At 77.1% G+C, this 15596-nt stretch carries 15 protein-coding genes and 1 riboswitch; of the genes, 4 read left to right on the forward strand and 11 right to left on the reverse strand.

Features of this window, described 5'->3' with window-relative positions; genetic code table 11:
• Nucleotides 1-106 precede the first annotated feature (106 nt).
• The 4 genes from AB8M62_RS17915 to AB8M62_RS17930 all read right to left on the reverse strand — a co-directional run bounded on the left by AB8M62_RS17915 (nt 107) and on the right by AB8M62_RS17930 (nt 4626).
• Nucleotides 107-1123, reverse strand: a complete 1017-nt coding sequence (locus AB8M62_RS17915; RefSeq protein ID WP_369056128.1) for an NADPH:quinone reductase — start codon at nt 1121-1123, stop codon at nt 107-109.
• A gap of 24 nt (nt 1124-1147) precedes the next feature.
• Nucleotides 1148-2254 carry a hemolysin family protein gene (locus AB8M62_RS17920; protein WP_369056109.1) on the reverse strand — a complete coding sequence of 369 codons (1107 nt, stop codon included), beginning with the start codon at nt 2252-2254 and terminating at the stop codon, nt 1148-1150.
• Entirely contained in the window at nt 2251-3645 is a 1395-nt protein-coding gene (locus tag AB8M62_RS17925; protein ID WP_369056108.1) for a hemolysin family protein, read from the reverse strand. The genes AB8M62_RS17920 and AB8M62_RS17925 overlap by 4 nt, the downstream gene beginning before the upstream one ends.
• Nucleotides 3646-3990: 345 nt before the next feature.
• Nucleotides 3991-4626: a M15 family metallopeptidase gene (locus tag AB8M62_RS17930; RefSeq protein WP_369056107.1), complete on the reverse strand. Its 636-nt coding sequence runs from the start codon at nt 4624-4626 to the stop codon at nt 3991-3993.
• Nucleotides 4627-4959: 333 nt separating this feature from the next.
• Here AB8M62_RS17930 and AB8M62_RS17935 point away from each other — a divergent pair, with 333 nt between their 5' ends.
• Nucleotides 4960-5388: an SAM-dependent methyltransferase gene (locus AB8M62_RS17935; RefSeq protein WP_369056106.1), complete on the forward strand. Its 429-nt coding sequence runs from the start codon at nt 4960-4962 to the stop codon at nt 5386-5388.
• A gap of 7 nt (nt 5389-5395) precedes the next feature.
• Here the strand turns inward: AB8M62_RS17935 and AB8M62_RS17940 are convergent, their stop codons facing one another.
• The 4 genes from AB8M62_RS17940 to dnaK all read right to left on the reverse strand — a co-directional run bounded on the left by AB8M62_RS17940 (nt 5396) and on the right by dnaK (nt 9485).
• Nucleotides 5396-5764, reverse strand: a complete 369-nt coding sequence (locus tag AB8M62_RS17940; protein WP_373694993.1) for a heat shock protein transcriptional repressor HspR — start codon at nt 5762-5764, stop codon at nt 5396-5398.
• Nucleotides 5765-5897: 133 nt separating this feature from the next.
• Nucleotides 5898-6959, reverse strand: coding sequence for a DnaJ C-terminal domain-containing protein (locus tag AB8M62_RS17945; RefSeq protein WP_369070436.1), 1062 nt, complete (start codon nt 6957-6959; stop codon nt 5898-5900).
• Nucleotides 6960-7002: 43 nt separating this feature from the next.
• On the reverse strand, nt 7003-7605 hold the full coding sequence (grpE, locus tag AB8M62_RS17950) for a nucleotide exchange factor GrpE (RefSeq protein ID WP_369056103.1): 603 nt from the start codon (nt 7603-7605) through the stop codon (nt 7003-7005).
• Nucleotides 7605-9485 carry a molecular chaperone DnaK gene (dnaK, locus tag AB8M62_RS17955; RefSeq protein ID WP_369056102.1) on the reverse strand — a complete coding sequence of 627 codons (1881 nt, stop codon included), beginning with the start codon at nt 9483-9485 and terminating at the stop codon, nt 7605-7607. The genes grpE and dnaK overlap by 1 nt, the downstream gene beginning before the upstream one ends.
• A gap of 223 nt (nt 9486-9708) precedes the next feature.
• On the opposite strand from dnaK, the gene AB8M62_RS17960 reads away from it, so the two are divergent.
• The gene (locus AB8M62_RS17960) at nt 9709-10803 is read left to right on the forward strand and encodes a DUF3616 domain-containing protein (protein ID WP_369056101.1); all 1095 of its coding nucleotides are present in this window, start codon (nt 9709-9711) and stop codon (nt 10801-10803) included.
• A 53-nt stretch (nt 10804-10856) separates the two neighbouring features.
• Nucleotides 10857-11615, forward strand: coding sequence for a hypothetical protein (locus tag AB8M62_RS17965; RefSeq protein ID WP_369070437.1), 759 nt, complete (start codon nt 10857-10859; stop codon nt 11613-11615).
• 21 nt (nt 11616-11636) lie between these two features.
• On the opposite strand, the gene AB8M62_RS17970 is transcribed toward AB8M62_RS17965, so the two are convergent.
• From AB8M62_RS17970 to AB8M62_RS17980, 3 genes are read right to left on the reverse strand one after another with little or no spacing between them, the layout of a single operon-like run.
• Complete coding sequence (locus tag AB8M62_RS17970) at nt 11637-12428, reverse strand: CbiQ family ECF transporter T component (RefSeq protein WP_369070438.1); 792 nt, start codon at nt 12426-12428, stop codon at nt 11637-11639.
• A complete protein-coding gene (locus AB8M62_RS17975) occupies nt 12425-13921 on the reverse strand; it encodes an ATP-binding cassette domain-containing protein (RefSeq protein ID WP_369056098.1) in 1497 nt (498 codons plus the stop codon). Before AB8M62_RS17975 ends, AB8M62_RS17970 begins: the two co-directional genes overlap by 4 nt.
• Nucleotides 13914-14558 (reverse strand): ECF transporter S component, encoded by a 645-nt coding sequence (locus tag AB8M62_RS17980; RefSeq protein WP_369070439.1) that lies wholly within the window; start codon nt 14556-14558, stop codon nt 13914-13916. The genes AB8M62_RS17975 and AB8M62_RS17980 overlap by 8 nt, the downstream gene beginning before the upstream one ends.
• 49 nt (nt 14559-14607) lie before the next feature.
• Nucleotides 14608-14713: riboswitch (TPP riboswitch) on the reverse strand.
• Nucleotides 14714-15176: 463 nt separating this feature from the next.
• Between AB8M62_RS17980 and AB8M62_RS17985 the strand changes: the two genes are divergently transcribed.
• Nucleotides 15177-15470: a DUF4235 domain-containing protein gene (locus AB8M62_RS17985; RefSeq protein WP_369070440.1), complete on the forward strand. Its 294-nt coding sequence runs from the start codon at nt 15177-15179 to the stop codon at nt 15468-15470.
• Nucleotides 15471-15596 lie beyond the last annotated feature (126 nt).

Below are 15596 nucleotides of genomic sequence, written 5' to 3' on the forward strand. Positions count from 1 at the left end.
GGCGAGTGAGGGAAGGCTAACCGATGTCGCGGCCGGCGGTGGCACCTGCGCGCACCGCGCGGCCGCGGGGGCCGCCCGAGGACGGCCCCCGCCGACAGCCCCCGGCTCAGCCCACGTCCACCAGCACCTTGCCGACGGCGCCGGTCTCCACGGCCGCGTGCGCGTCGGCGGTGCGCTCCAGCGGGAAGCGGTGCAGCGGCAGGCCGTGCTCCTCGCCGACCGGCAGGGCGCCGTCGCGCAGCGCCGCGGTCACGTCCTCGACGGCGGCGTCCAGCGCGTCCTGCCCGACGGTGTAGAGCAGCACGAACTGCAGCCGCAGGTTCGCGACCATCCCCGCGCGCACGTCGAGGCTGACGACGTCCCCGCCGTCGTTGGCGTACACGGCGACGGTGCCGCGCGGGCGCAGCACCGCCAGGTCGTGGCCCAGGTTCGCCGCGGGCGCCACCTCCACGACGAGGTCGACGCCGTCGGGGGCGATCTCGCGGACCGCCGCGGGGACGTCCTGCTGCCGGTAGTCGACGACGTGGTGGGCGCCGGCCGCGCGCGCCAGCGCCGCCTTCTCCGGGCTGCTGACGGTGGTGACGACGGTGGCACCGGCCCAGCGGGCCAGCTGCACGGCGGCGTGCCCGACGGCGCCCGCCCCGCCGGCCACGAGGACGGTGCGCCCGGCCAGCGACCCCGGCGCCAGCCGCGCCGGCAGGTCCTCGGCCACGGTGAGCGCGCGGTGGGCGGTGACCGCCGGCACGCCCAGGCTGGCGCCCACGTCGAAGCCGACGCCGTCGGGCAGCGGCACGACCCGCTCCGCGGGCAGGACGGTCACCTGCTGGGCGGTGCCGGTGGGCCGCTGGTGCTGGGCCAGGTACACCCACACCCGGTCGCCGACGGCGAGTCCCTCGACCCCGGGGCCGAGGGCGTCGACGGTGCCGGCACCGTCCTGGCCGGGCACGACGTCCCCGGCCACGGCCATCAGCCCGCCGCCGCGGCGGGACTTCCAGTCGGTCGGGTTGACGCCGGCCACGGCCAGGCGCACCCGCACCTCCCCCGGCCCGGGCTCGGGCACCTCCCGGTCCACGACCCGCAGCACCTCGGGGCCACCCGTCTCGCGGTACACGACGCTCTTCACGTCGTGCGGCAACCGGTGCCCGTCTCAGGCTGTTCCGCGCCCCGTCCGGGCGGCGCCGGGAGCGCGGCCGGCGCGGCCCGCCGGGGAGGCGCCCGCCGCGGCGGCGTCGACGACCTCGCCGACCAGCTCCTCCAGCACGTCCTCCAGGACGGCCACGCCCAGCACCTCGTCGGTGGCGGGGTCCACGACGCGGGTCATGTGCGCGCCGCGGCGCTGCACCGCGGTGAGCACCGCCTGCAGGTCCTGGTCCACGGCCACCGTCGCCAGGGGCCGCACCCGCCGCGCCGGCACCGGCTCGCCGACGCGGTCGTCGGGCACGTCGAGCAGATCCTTCAGGTGCACGTAGCCGACGAGGTCGCCGGAGGCGTCGGCCACCGGGAAGCGCGAGTAGCCCGTGCGCGCGCACAGCTCCTCCAGCTGCGCGACGGTGACGTCCGGGGACACCGTGACGAGGGTGTCGCGCGGCAGCAGCACCCGGCCCGCGTCGGCGTCGCCGAAGCGCAGCGAGCGGGTCAGCAGCTGGTGCTCCTGCTCGTCCAGCAGCCCCTCGCGCCGCGACTCCGCGAGGAAGCCCTCGACCTCCTCGGCCGTGAAGGTGGACGACACCTCCTCCTGCGGCTCGACCCGCAGCAGCTTCAGGACGGCGTTGGCGACGAGGTTGAGGAACCAGATGAGCGGCTTGAGGACCGTCACCACCCCGTACAGCACCGGCCCCAGCACGAGCGCCGAGCGCTCCGGCCCGGCGATGGCGATGTTCTTGGGGACCATCTCGCCCAGCACCATGTGCAGCGTCACCACGACCGCCAGGGCGATGGCGAAGGAGATCGGGTGCACGAGCCCCTCGGGCACCCCGAGGGCCGCGAACACCGGCTCCAGCAGGTGCGCGACGGCCGGCTCGCCCACGGCGCCCAGTCCCAGCGAGCACATCGTGATGCCCAGCTGGGCGCCGGCCATCATCAGCGAGACGCGCTCCATGCCGCGCAGCGTCCAGCGCGCCGCGCGCGAGCCCTCGGCCGCGCGCGGCTCGATCTGCGTGCGGCGCGCGGAGATCAGCGCGAACTCGGCGCCGACGAAGAAGGCGTTGCCGACGAGCAGCAGCACGGCGACCCCGAGGGCCGCGGTGTCGCTCACGCGCCCTCCCCCGGCTCGTCCCCCGGCTCGTCGCCCGGCTCGCGGCCGGCGACCCGGGTCAGCAGCACCCGGTCCGCGCGGTGGCCGTCCAGGCGCGTCACCCGCAGGCTCGCGGTCACGGTCGCCGGCACCCCGTCCTCGTCGGTCTCGCGCAGGTCGCGCGCCTCCACCAGCACGCTGTCGGACTCCTCGGGCAGGCGGCCCAGCCGCTCGGTGACCAGACCGCCGAGCGTGTCGGTCTCCTCCGGCTCGGGCAGCTGCAGGCCGGTGACGTCCTCGACCTCGTCGGGTCGCAGCAGGCCCGACAGGGACCACCCGCCGCCCGGCAGCTCGCGGATCCGGCGCAGCGGCCGGTCCTGCTCGTCGTCGATCTCGCCGACGATCTCCTCGACGAGGTCCTCCAGCGTGATGATCCCGTCGGTGCCGCCGTACTCGTCGACGACGACGGCCATCTGCAGCCCCGTGCCGCGCAGCACGCCCAGCAGCGGGTCCAGCTCCATGGTGGCCGGCACGGCCGGCAGCTCCTGCACGACCTCGCGCACCGGGGTGGCCGCCCGCCGCGCCCGCGGCACGGCGATGGCGTCCTTGAAGTGCACGGCGCCCACGACGTCGTCCACGTCGCGCCCCAGCACGGGGTAGCGCGAGTGCCCGGTGCGCGCGGCCAGCGCCAGGACCTCCGCGACGCTCTGCTCGGCGTCGACGAACCGCACCCGCGGGCGCGGCGTCATGGCGTCGGCGGCGCGCCGGTCGCCGAACTCGATGGAGCGGGTGAGCAGGTCCGCCACCGCCTGCTCCAGGGTGCCGCGCTGCGCGGAGCGGGCCGCGGCCGAGGCCAGCTCGGCCGGCCCGCGGGCGCTGGCCAGCTCCTCGGACGGCTCGATCCCCAGGGCGCGCAGGATCCGGTTGGCCATGCCGTTGAGCAGGCGGATCAGGGGCCCGGCCACGAGGGTGAAGCCGCGCTGGGCGCCCTGGACGGCGCGGCCCACCCGCAGCGGCTCGGCGATCGCCCAGTTCTTGGGGACCAGCTCGCCGAAGACCATCTGGGTGCCGGTGGCGATCGCGAAGGCGAGGCCGAAGGAGACGGCGGTGCTCGTGCCCTCCGGCAGGCCGGTGGCCTCGACGGGCCCGCGCAGCAGCGCGGCGATCGACGGCTCGGCGATGAAGCCGACGACGAGGGAGGTCACGGTGATGCCGAGCTGCGCGCCGGACAGCTGGGTCGACAGGGTCCGCAGCGCGCTCTGCACGCCCCGCGCCCGCCGGTCCCCGTCCCCGGCGGCCCTCTCGACGGTGGGCCGGTCGACGGTGACGAGGGCGAACTCGGCGGCGACGAACAGGGCGTTGGCGGCGATGAGGAGCACCACGCAGCCGAGGAGCAGCCACTCGGTCGTCACGCGGGCCGCCCGCTACTTGAGGGGTCCATGCCGGTGATCGTAGGGGCGGGCCGGGGGCCCGGCGACCCGTCGTGGGGCCGTCGCGGGGCTCGTGGGGCGGTCGCGGCGGCTGTGTCGTTCAACCGCCGCGACCTGCGGCCGGGTCCCCGCCGCCCTGGTTCTCCAGACGCCGGGGCAACCGCTCGCGGGACCAGTGGAGCACCGCGCGCCCCTCGGCGGGGGGTGTTCGCGCGGATCGACCCCCTCGGCGCAGCACCTCCACGCACCGGTCACGTCTCCCGCCCGGCTGTCAGCACGTCAGGACGTGCCAATGTCAGGACGTGAATGGGTCAGGACGTGAACGGGTCAGGCGGTGAAGGTCCAGTGCCAGGACTCGCGGGGCACGTTCTCGGTGAACCCGAAGCGCGCGGCGTTGGCGCGCATCCACGTCAGGGCGCGCCCGTCGAGGTCGAGGTCGAGGCTCAGGCCCCAGCCGTGCTCGCTGGTGCCGGGCCGGGCGGCCAGGCCGCCCTGGGAGTACAGGCCCTTGCGGCGCGCGAGGTCCACCTGCTGGTCGTAGGAGCGGTAGGAGTCGGTGACGCCGAACGTCACGCCGTCGCGGGCGGCGGCGGCCTCCAGGCGCCCGAACGCCTCCGCGGCGGGCGACCACATCGCGTGCTTCCCGCGGCCGATCGTCTGCAGGGCGCTCGCCGGGACGCGGCCGTTGCCGTGCGCGGCCAGCTCCAGCGGGACGCCGTCGGCGCGGCGCAGGTGGGTGGTGCTGCCCGTGCCGGTCGTCGCGCCGGAGGTCGCGCTCCCGGCCACGGCGCCGGCCAGGGTGGCGGCGAAGGTCCCACCGGTCGCGCCGGTGGGGCCCGTGGTCGCGGACGTGGCGGTCGTGGCGGTCGGGACGGCGACCCGGACGACGGGTGCCGGGCTGAGCGAGGCGATGCGCGCCTGGATGTCCGCGATGCGCGACGTCACGCTGCCGATGCCCTCCACGCGCCCTCCTCCGCTGCCGTCACCCGACCGGCCCACCCGGTCGCCCCTCCTCATCGACACCCCGCGCGCCCGCCTGAACCCCGCCCCTCCCCGCGACCCGCCCGTCCCCGCGACCCGCCTCGCCACCACCCCTCTCCCTCACCCCCGCACCCTCCCCTCCGCGATCTCGCAGGGTTTCCCAGCAAGATCACGGTGATCACGGACGGGTGGGGGTTCAACCGTCCATGATCACGTCGGGGGGAGGGGTTGGCGGGCGGGAGGCGTCCCGGAGGCGGCGCGGACGACAGCGCGCGGGGGTGCCGCCGGGAGGGGGTGCGGGACTAGCGTCGGAGGGTGCCGGGGAAGCTGTCACCGCGGCTGGCCGCGGTCGTGGACGCGCTGCCGCTCGTCCCGGGCGCGCGGGTGCTGGAGATCGGGTGCGGCCCGGGGGCCGCGGCCCGCGAGATCGCGCGGCGGCTGGAGGGCGGGCACGTCGTCGCGCTCGACCGCTCCCCGGCCGCGGTGGCGCTGGCCCGCGCGGGCGGCGCCGCGGAGATCGCCGCGGGGCGGCTGTCGGTGCGCCTCGGCGAGGCGGAGACGTTCGCGCTCGAGCCGGGCGAGGCGCCGTTCGACCTGGTGCTCGCCGTGCGCGTCGGCGCGCTCGACGGCCGGCACCCCGAGGCCGGCCGCCGGGTGCTGGCGAACCTGCGCGGGCTGCTGGCGCCGGGCGCCCGCGTCCTCGTCGACGGCGGCGACCCGCTGCGCGAGCTGACCGTCCCCTGACCGGTCGTCAGGCGCGGCGGTCGGGCCGCCAGACGACCAGCGCGGTCGAGCGCGCCGGCGAGGGCGGCCGCTTGCCGACGGGGGTGGCGACGATGTCGCCGGCCATGCCCGCGGCGAAGATGCGGCGGGCCTGCTGGCGCACGAGGTCGATCTCGGCCTCCAGCTCCTCCACGCGCCGGCCCAGCGCGGTCACCTGGTTCTCCAGGTCGAGGATGCGCTTGATGCCGGCGAGGTTGACGCCGTCCTCCTGCGACAGGCGCTGCACCTCGCGCAGCTGGGCGATGTCGCGCGCGGAGTAGCGCCGCCCCCGCCCGGGCGCGCGCCGCGGCGAGACCAGGCCCAGGCGGTCGTACTGGCGCAGCGTCTGCGGGTGCATGCCCGCGAGCTCCGCGGCCACCGAGATGACGAACACCGCCGCGTCGTCGTCGTACACCGGACTCCCCCTCCCACCTCGTCACGTGCTGCGCCGCGGTCCCGCCGGGCTCGCCCGGCGGGACCGCGGCAGGGGTTCAGCGGCGCACCCGCTCGGCCAGCCCGGCGCGCGGGTCCTCGCCCGCGGTCGCCTTCGCGAACGCCTCGACGGCCTCGCGCGCGGCGCCGTCCACGCGCTGCGGGACGACGACCTCCACGGTGACCAGCAGGTCGCCCGCCGGGTCGTCGCTGCGCGCGCCCTGCACGCCGCGCCCCTTCAGGCGCAGCGACCGGCCCGACGGGGTGCCCGCCGGGACCTTCACCCGCACGCCGTCCCCGTCGAGCGTGGGCACGTCCACAGTCGCGCCGAGGACGGCCTCGTCGAAGGAGACCGGCAGCGTCATCCGCAGGTCGTCGCCGTCGCGGCGGAACACCGGGTGCGGCTCGACGTGCACGGTGACCAGCAGGTCGCCCGCGGGCGTCCCGCCGGGACCGGGCAGGCCCTTGCCGCGCAGGCGGACCTTCTGCCCGTCGCGGACCCCGCGGGGCAGGCGCGCGTTGACGGTGCGCACCGGCCCGCCGCGCGGGTCTGGCACCCGCAGCGACACGGTCGCCCCGGTGAGGGCGTCGCGGAAGGACACCCGCGCCGAGGCGTCGAGGTCCTGACCGCGCGCCGCGGTGGTCGGGCCGCCGAAGCCGGGACCCGGTCCGCCGAAACCGGTGCCGCCGGCCTGGCCGAACAGCCCGCCGAGCAGGTCCTCGAAACCGGCGCCGCCCGCGCCGCCCGCGCCGGGCGTGCCGAACCGGACGCCGCCGGGACCGCGGGCCCCGGCGCCGGCCTGCCCGAACAGCCCGCCGAGCAGGTCCTCGAAACCGGCACCGCCCGGGCCGCCCGCCCCCGGCGAGGAGAACCGGGCGCCGCCGCCGACCATCGCGCGGATGCCGTCGTACTGGCGGCGCTGCTCGGGGTCGGACAGGACCGCGTAGGCCTCGCCGACCTCCTTGAAGCGCTGCTCGGCGCTGGCGTCGCCGGGGTTGGCGTCGGGGTGCAGGGTCCGCGCCTTCTTGCGGTACGCCTTCTTGATCTCGGCGGCGTCGGCGTCGTGGGAGACGCCCAGCACGGCGTAGAAGTCCTTCTCCGCCCACTCCTGCATGCTCACGCGGAACCCTCCTCCCCCGTCCTCGCCGGAACGGTGCCCCGGATCACTGCGGGTCGGCCACCGCGACGCGGGCCGGCCGCAGCACCTTCTCGCCGATCCTGTAACCGGGCTGGAGCACCTGCACGCACGTGGCCACCTCGTACTCGTCGGAGTGGCTGTGCATCAGCGCCTCGTGGACCATCGGGTCGAACGGCTCGCCGTTCTCCCCGTAGCGGGCCAGGCCGAACCGCCCGAGGGTCGCCTCGAGCTTGTCGGCGATGGCCGCGAACGGTCCGGTGAGGTCGCCGTGCTGGCGCGCCAGGTGCACGTCGTCCAGCACCGGCAGCAGCGCCTCCGCGATGCCCGCCACCGCGGCGTCCTTGGCGACGTCGCGGTCGCGGTCCACGCGCTTGCGGTAGTTCGCGTACTCGGCGTTCAGCCGCTGCAGCTGCTCCAGCCGGTCGCTCGCGAGCGCCTGCGCCTCGGCCAGCTCCGCGGAACCGCCCGCCGCGGGCGCCCCGGTGGTGACCCCGGCGTCCGGGCCGGCCGGGGCGTCCTGCCCCGGCTGGTCCGGCTGCGCGTCGGGCTCGGTCCGCACCTGCCCGGTCTCGGGGTCGATGCGGCGGCGGTCGCGGACGACGGTGGGCTCGGGGTGCTCCTCCGCCATCACTTGTCCTTCTCGTCGTCGACGACCTCGGCGTCCACGACATCGTCGTCGGCGGGCTTGGAGAAGTCCGGCCCACCGGTCGCCGAACCGGCGTCACCGGTCGCGCCGGCGCCCGCCGCGCCCTCGGACTGCGCCGCGTACATGGCCGAGCCGAGCTTCTGGCTGGCCTGCGCGACGGCCTCCGTCTTGGCCTTGATGTCGGCCGCGTCGGTGCCGTTCAGCGCGCTCTTGAGCTCCGCGACGGCCTTCTCGGTCTCCTCGCGGCCCTCGGCGGGCAGCTTGTCCGCGTTGTCGGCGAGGAACTTCTCCGTCTGGTAGACGAGGCTCTCGGCCTGGTTGCGGGCCTCGGCCTCCTCGCGGCGCTGCTTGTCCTCGTTCGCGTGGGTCTCGGCGTCCTTGACCATCCGCTCGATGTCCTCCTTCGACAGCGCGCTGCCGCCGGAGATGGTCATCGACTGCTCCTTGCCGGTGCCGCGGTCCTTGGCGGACACGTGCACGATGCCGTTGGCGTCGATGTCGAAGGTGACCTCGACCTGCGGCACGCCGCGCGGCGCGGGCGCGATGCCGGTCAGCTCGAACGTGCCCAGCGGCTTGTTGTCGCGGGCCAGCTCGCGCTCGCCCTGGAACACCTGGATGAGCACGGACGGCTGGTTGTCGTCGGCGGTGGTGAACACCTCCGAGCGCTTGGTCGGGATCGCCGTGTTGCGCTCGATGAGCTTGGTCATGATCCCGCCCTTGGTCTCGATGCCCAGGGACAGCGGGGTGACGTCGATGAGCAGGACGTCCTTGCGCTCGCCCTTGAGGACACCGGCCTGCAGGGCGGCGCCGACGGCGACGACCTCGTCCGGGTTCACGCCCTTGTTGGGCTCGCGGCCGCCGGTGAGCTCCTTGACGACGTTCGTCACCGCCGGCATGCGGGTGGAACCGCCCACGAGCACGACGTGGTCGATGTCGGAGAGCTTGACGTCGGCGTCCTTGATGACCGAGTGGAACGGCGCCTTCGTGCGGTCGATGAGGTCCTGCGTCATCTGCTCGAACTGCGCGCGGGTCAGCTGCTCGTCCAGGTGGACGGGGCCGTTCTCCGTCATCGACAGGTACTGCAGCGAGATGTTGGTGCTGGTGGAGCTGGACAGCTCCTTCTTGGCCTGCTCGGCGGACTCGCGCAGGCGCTGCATGGCGATCTTGTCCTTGGACAGGTCGATGCCGTAGCTGCCCTGGACCTTCTTCAGCAGGTGGTCCACGACGCGCTGGTCCCAGTCGTCGCCGCCGAGGTGGTTGTCGCCGGAGGTGGCGCGCACCTGGATGGTGGAGAAGCCGTCCTCGTCCTTGCCGACCTCCAGGAGGGACACGTCGAACGTGCCGCCGCCGAGGTCGAAGACGAGGATGAGCTCGTCCTCCTTGCCCTTGTCCAGGCCGTAGGCGAGCGCGGCCGCGGTGGGCTCGTTGATGATGCGCAGGACGTTCATGCCGGCGATCTCGCCGGCCTCCTTGGTGGCCTGGCGCTGGGCGTCGGAGAAGTACGCCGGGACGGTGATGACGGCGTCGGTGACGGCCTCGCCCAGGTAGCTCTCCGCGTCGCGCTTGAGCTTCTGCAGGACGCGGGCGCTGATCTCCTGCGGCGTGTACTTCTTGTCGTCGATCGCGACGTTCCAGTCGGTGCCCACGTGCCGCTTGACGGAGCGGATGGTCCGCTCGACGTTCGTCACGGCCTGGCGCTTGGCGATCTCGCCGACCAGGACCTCGCCGTTCTTGGCGAAGGCGACGACCGAGGGGGTCGTCCGCCCGCCCTCGGCGTTCGCGATGACCGTGGGCTCGCCGCCCTCGAGGACCGCGACCACGGAGTTGGTGGTGCCGAGGTCGATGCCGACCGCACGTGCCATGGGAGATGTCCCTCCTGAGGTGTTGCTGGCTGTTGCCGAGCTGTTGAGCGCTTCCCGCTCAAGTCTGCCGGGCCCGGCCGAGCTGTCAAGCCGGGCACCACCAACCTTGAGCCCACCCTGCTCAACCACCGGCCCGCCCCCCGTGTTCCCGGCCGCGGCACCACCCGTCCGGCCGCCGCCGGGCGGGTGGGGAACCGGTGCCGCGCACGGGCGTTCACCCGAGGTGACCTCCCGACCCGCGCGGCGGGTGCCGCTGCTGTTCACCGAGGAGTCCCGCGCCGGGGACACCCACGTCAACCTCTCCGCCGTGCGCCACGACGGCGAGCACCTGTGGGTGGCCGGCGACGAGACCGCCACCGTCGAGCGGCTGACCGCCCGCGTCGAGGACGGCGCCGTCGTGCGCTACGACCGCCAGGTCACCGTCCGGCTCGGCGAGCTCGTCGACCTGCCCGCCGGCCCGGACGAGGAGGCCGACGTGGAGGGCATCGCCCGCGCCGGCGACCACCTGTGGGCGATCGGCTCGCACAGCCTCAAGCGCAAGCGGGTGCGCGCGCACGACGACGACCGGAAGGCCCGCCGCCGCCTGGCCCGGGTCGTGCGCGAGGAGAACCGCTTCGTCCTCGTGCGGCTGCCCGTCGACCCCGCCACGGGCCTGCCCGCGCGCGAGGTCCGCCGCGGCGAGCGGACCCTGACCGCCGCCGTCCTCGCCGGCGACGACGCCCTCACCGCGGTGCTCGCCGACGACGACCTGCTCGGACCCTTCCTCGGCATCCCCTCCAAGGACAACGGCGTCGACGTCGAGGGCGTCGCCGTGCACGAGACGCACGGCGAGCTGCGCCTGTACGTCGGCTTCCGCGGGCCCGTCCTGCGCGGCTGGGCCGTGCTGGTGGAGGTGCGCCCGCGCACCCACCCGCACGACCCGCACCGCCTGCGGCTCGGCCGCCTCGAGGACGGCGCCCGCTACCGCCTGCACCTGCTGGACCTCGGCGGCCTCGGGATCCGCGACCTGTGCCCCGACGGCGACGACCTGCTCGTGCTCGCCGGCCCGTCGATGAGCCTGTCCGGTCCCGTGCGCGTGCACCGCTGGACCGGCGCCGCCCGCACCGACGCGGCCGACGTCGTGCGCGCCGGCGAGCTGCCCGTGGAGCTGGAGCTGCCGCACGGCGACGGCGTCGACCACCCCGAGGGCATCGCCCTCGCGCCGGCCGACGGGCCCGGCGGGCGGCGGCAGCTGCTGGTCGTCCTGGACTCCCCCGCGCCCGGCCGGCACGTGCCCGGCGGGATGCTCGCCGACGTCCACGACCTGCCCGGGCGCTGACGCCGCCGGACCACCGGCTGCAACGCGCGGTGCCCGCGCGGCGTCGCAGGGGTGTGCGACGGACCACCAGCCCCTCCCCCACCACGGCCCGCCGCGGGAGCGTCCTCGCGGGCGCGCTGCTGGGCGCCCTGGCGCTCGCGGCGTGCGGCGCCGACGCCGGGGCCGGCGACGACCCGGCCACCGCGACCGCCCCGCCGCCCGCGATCACCGACGGCCCCGCGACCCCGTCGCCGCCCGGGGCGGGCCCGGCCCTGCCCGTCCCCGCCGACGAGGGCGTCACCCGGCTGCTCGACGCGCTGGCCGCGCAGGACAGCGCCGCGGCCTGGGCCGAGCTCGCCGAGCCCGCGCGCACCGCCTGGGGCGGCGAGGACGCCTTCGCCCAGCAGGCCAGCGCCTACGCCGAGGGGCTGGCGGCCTTCGCCGACGCCGGGCGCACCTGGTTCCCGCTGGGCGAGGACCGCGGGGTCCTGCTGCTGCGCGGGCAGGTCGAGCGCGAGGGGACGAGCGAGCAGGACGTCTTCCCGCTCGTCCTGGTCGGCGTGGGCGGGGACGGTGCCGGCGCGGTGCTGCTGCCGCCGGGGTGGCCGGCGGGCGTGGAGCTGGAGGAGCCGGCCGGCCTGGTGGCGTTCGCGCCGGCCGCGTCGACGGTCACCGTCCTCGTCGACGGTGCCGTCGTCACCGCGCAGGAGGAGCCGGCCGACGGGGACCGCACCCGCGTCAGCGCCCCCGTGCCCGCCGGCGCGCAGGTGGTCGTGGTCGCCGCCGAGCCGGCCACGGGCCCGCCCGTGGCCGCGGCGGCGCTGCTGCGCTGACCCCGCCCGGTCCGCGGCCCCTCAGCCCAGCAGGCGGACCAGGCCCGGCACGGCCGCGGACAGCACGCCGACGACGGCGAGGGCCGTGTCCGCCCGCTCCCACGGGGCGGGCAGCGCCCACGTGCGCCGGGACGCGTGCGCGAAGCCCCGCGCGTCCATCGCCGTCGCCGTCCGCCCGGCACCGCGGACGGCCTCGACGAGCAGCCCGAACGCCGTGGACCCCGCCCAGCGCAGCGCCGCCACCGGGTTCGGCGGCCCGCCGCCCAGACCCAGCCCGCGGGCGCGCCGGGCGCGGGCCACCTCCTCCCACAGCTCCCGCAGAGCCCACAGCTGGCCGAGGGCCGCCACGGAGGCGACGACCGCGCGCGCCGGCCAGCGCAGCCGCTGCGCCAGGTGGTCGCCGACCTCGGCCGGTTCCAGCCAGGCGGCCAGGACGACGCCGGGCAGGACGAGGACGGTGACCCGCAGGCTCGCCGCGACCGCGGTGCCCAGCGGGTCGGCGGCGTCGGTGAGCAGCCACGTCGACCAGCCCACGCCGACGGCGGCCACGACGAGCGGCAGCAGCCGCAGCGGCAGGCCCCGCCAGCGGTGCACGGCGGCGGGCAGCCACAGCAGCTGCACGGCGAGGGCGGCCAGGCCGACCCGCCAGCCGTCCACGAGCAGCGCGCCGGGCACGGCGACCAGCGAGGCCAGCAGCAGCGACAGCGGGCCGCAGCGGCGCACCGGCGCCCCCGGCCCGGCGGCCCGGCGCTGCGCCGCGGTCGGCGGCACGACGACGGCGCCCACCGGGCTCTCCGGGCTCACCGCGCTCACCGGGCCACCACCGGCGCGGCGGGGCCGACGTGGACGCGACCGCCCGCCAGCTGCGCCAGCCGCTCGTCGTGGGTGGCCACGCCGACGGCCGCGCCGGCCGCCGCGGCCGCCGTGAGCAGCCCGGCGACGGCGGCCCACGTGCCGCGGTCCTGCCCGACGGTCGGCTCGTCGGCCAGCAGCGCGGACGGCCCGGCGGCCAGGGCCGAGGCGAGCGCCAGCCGGCGCTGCTCCCCGCCGGACAGGCGGTGCGGGTCGACGTCGGCGCGCGCGGACAGCCCGAGCAGCTCCAGCAGGGCGTCGGCGCGGTCGGTGCCGCGGCCGACGGCGCGGGCGGTGGCGCGGGCCTCCTCGGCGACGGTGTGCCGCACGAAGCCCACGGGCGGGTGCTGGGGCACCCGCCCGACGCGGCGGGCGAGGTCCCGCGAGGACCAGCGGTGCGGTTCGCGGCGGCCGCGCGCGGCGAGCGCCGCGGTGCTGCGCACGGTGCCGGCGGTGGGGCGCACGAGGCCCGCCAGGACGCTCACCAGGGTGGACTTGCCCGCCCCGCTGGGCCCGGTGACGGCCGTGAGGGCCGCGGGCGGCAGGTCGGCGTCGAGGTCGCGCAGCACGGTGGCCGTCGTCGTCCCGGTGGGCCCGCGGCGGCGGCGGTCCACGCGCAGGCCGCGGCAGCTCAGGGCCGGGTCGTCGCCGGGCAGGGCGCCCAGCGCCGGGACGACGAGGTCGGCGGGGACGGCCAGGGGCTCCGGGACGCCTGCGCCGGGCACCCACAGCCCGCTGCCGGCGAGGGCGGGCAGCACCCGCGCGGGCGGCCCGTCGGCGGCGACGCGCCCGTCGGCGCCGAGGGCGACGACCCGGTCGACGTGAGCGGCCCAGGCGCCGAGGTCGTGGTCGACGACGACGAGGGTGCGCCCGCCCGCGGCCTCGAGCAGGGCGTCGCGCACCCGCTCGGCGGTGGCGGGGTCGAGCATCGACGTCGGCTCGTCGAGCAGCAGCAGCCCCGGGCGCAGCGCGAGCGCCCCGGCCACGGCCAGGCGCTGCAGCTCCCCGCCGGACAGCGCGGCCGTGGAGCGGTCCGGCCCGGCCGGGAAGGCCGCCGCGGCGTGCGCGGCGGCCACCCGCGCCCACACCTGCTCGCGGGGCAGGCCGAGGTTCTCCGGGCCGAAGGCGGTGTCGCGCCCGGCCGTGGGGGCGACGACGGCGTCCCGGGGGTCCTGCAGCAGCAGGCCGGCGCGGCCGGGCGCGGCGGGCCGCCCGTCGAGCAGGACCCGTCCGGTGACGGCGTCCTCGTCGTCGAACTCCTCCTCCGCGAGGCCGGCGAGGACCGTCAGGAGGGTGGACTTGCCGGCCCCGCTGGGGCCGGCGAGCAGGACGCGCTCGCCGGCGGCGACCGACAGGTCGACGTCGCGCAGGACGGGGCGCCCCCCGTCGGGGCGCACGGTCAGGCCGCTGACCTCGACGGCGCAGGGCGCGCCCGCGTCCCCGGGGTCAGCCACGGGTGCGGGCGCGGTGCTCCGCGCCGGCGGGGAAGCGCTGCAGCGCACCGGTGCGGGCCAGGGCCCGCACGAGCAGCCAGCCGCCGACCCCGGCGACGAGGGCCCCGGAGAGCGTCACGGTGCCGAGGTAGGCCAGCTTCCAGGCCCCGGACCAGTCGGCGTAGTAGGCGGTCGTCTCGTAGGCGACGGCGCACACCCCGGACGCGGCGCCGGCCAGGGCGGCCGCGGGGACCCCGAAGCGGCGGTAGACGAACAGCGCGAGGACGAGCTCGGCGCCCAGGCCCTGCACGGCGCCGGAGACGAGGACGCTGGCGCCCCACTGGTTGGCCAGCAGCAGCGACACCGACGCGGCCAGCATCTCGGTGAGCAGCGCGGCGCCGGGGCGGCGGACGACGAGGCCGCCGACGACGGCGGGCAGCAGCCAGACGCCGACGACGAGGCCGGCCGCGGGGCGGAAGGCGTAGAAGGCCGGCTCGACGACGGTGTAGAGGGCGTTCCAGCCCCAGAAGACGACGCCGAACGCGACGCCGAGGACGGCGGCGGTGACGAGGTCCACGCTGCGCCAGCGGCCCAGCGGCGCGCGGGCGAGGACGGTCCGCGGTGCGGCGGGACGGGTGGACTCGGTGCTCTGGCTCACGAGGTTCCTCCTGGGTGCAGGAGGGGGACCCGTGACCACCGCGGTCACGGGTCGAGACGGCTCGACTCCCTACGCCGGTGCTGACCGGATCAGGTTCGAGGGTCTGCGGCTGCCCGCACTCTCAGCGCCCTTCCGGCGCTCCCCTGTCGACGGGCGGAACGGTACACCGCCCGCTGCACCACCCGCTCCCGCGACGCCCCACCCCCACCCCCACCCCAACCCCTCCGTGATCTTGCAGGAATTCCCAGCAAGATCACGGAGTGGTGGGGGCGGGCGGGGCACGGAACCGCTCACCACCCGCAGTGATCACGGATGCGTCACCGTCGCACACATCCATGATCACGGCGGGGTGGGGGCGGGGGTGCGGCCGGGGTGGTGGGCGCCGGGGCGCGCGTCGGGGAGGATGGGGGCGTGCTGCGCAGCCTGAGGGGACCGGACGGCGGCCCGTCGCGCGGGTCCGCCTGCTCACCGTCGTGGTCGTCGTCGCGCTCGTCGCCGGGTCGGCCACCGTGCTGCTGCCCGTGCTGGGCTGGCTGGTCGACCTGCTCTGAGCGCAGCGCGGCGCGCCGGTCGGGACCGGGGTCGACGCGCCCGGGGCGGTGCGGCAGGGTCAGGCCCATGAGCTCGATGGTGTGGAAGTTCGTCGGCCCGGGCGCCGGCGTCCTCTCGGCGGCCCTGGCCAGCCGCGTGACGAAGAAGGTGTGGGCCTCGGTGACGGGCACCCCGCCGCCGGACAACCCGGAGGACCCGGACGTGGCCTGGAAGGACGCGGTCCTGTGGGCGCTGGCCTCCGGCGCGATCATCGGCCTGACGCGGCTCGTCGTGGAGCGGCAGGCGGCCGTCTGGTACCGCAAATCCTTCGGGGAGCTGCCGCCGGGCCTCGGTGCGGGGACCGACGGCCGCACCTCCTGAGGACGACCGCCCACCGGACGTGGGGGGGGGGGGGGGGGGGGGGGGGGGGGGGGGGGGGGGGGGGCGGCGGCCGTCCCCCCTCCCCACCCCCCCCCCCCACCACAACCACCCCCACCCCCACCCCCC

It is taken from the genome of Kineococcus terrestris (assembly GCF_041020755.1).
Taxonomy (GTDB): Bacteria; Actinomycetota; Actinomycetes; order Actinomycetales; family Kineococcaceae; genus Kineococcus; species Kineococcus terrestris.

Bases quoted from the DNA above. Each gene is read 5' to 3' on its own strand.
- AB8M62_RS17985 (WP_369070440.1), top strand. From the start codon at position 15,177: ATGAGCTCGATGGTGTGGAAGTTCGTCGGCCCGGGCGCCGGCGTCCTC.
- dnaK (WP_369056102.1), bottom strand. From the start codon at position 9,485: ATGGCACGTGCGGTCGGCATCGACCTCGGCACCACCAACTCCGTGGTC.
- AB8M62_RS17940 (WP_373694993.1), bottom strand. From the start codon at position 5,764: ATGCACCCGCAGACGCTGCGCCAGTACGACCGCCTGGGCCTGGTCTCG.
- grpE (WP_369056103.1), bottom strand. From the start codon at position 7,605: ATGGCGGAGGAGCACCCCGAGCCCACCGTCGTCCGCGACCGCCGCCGC.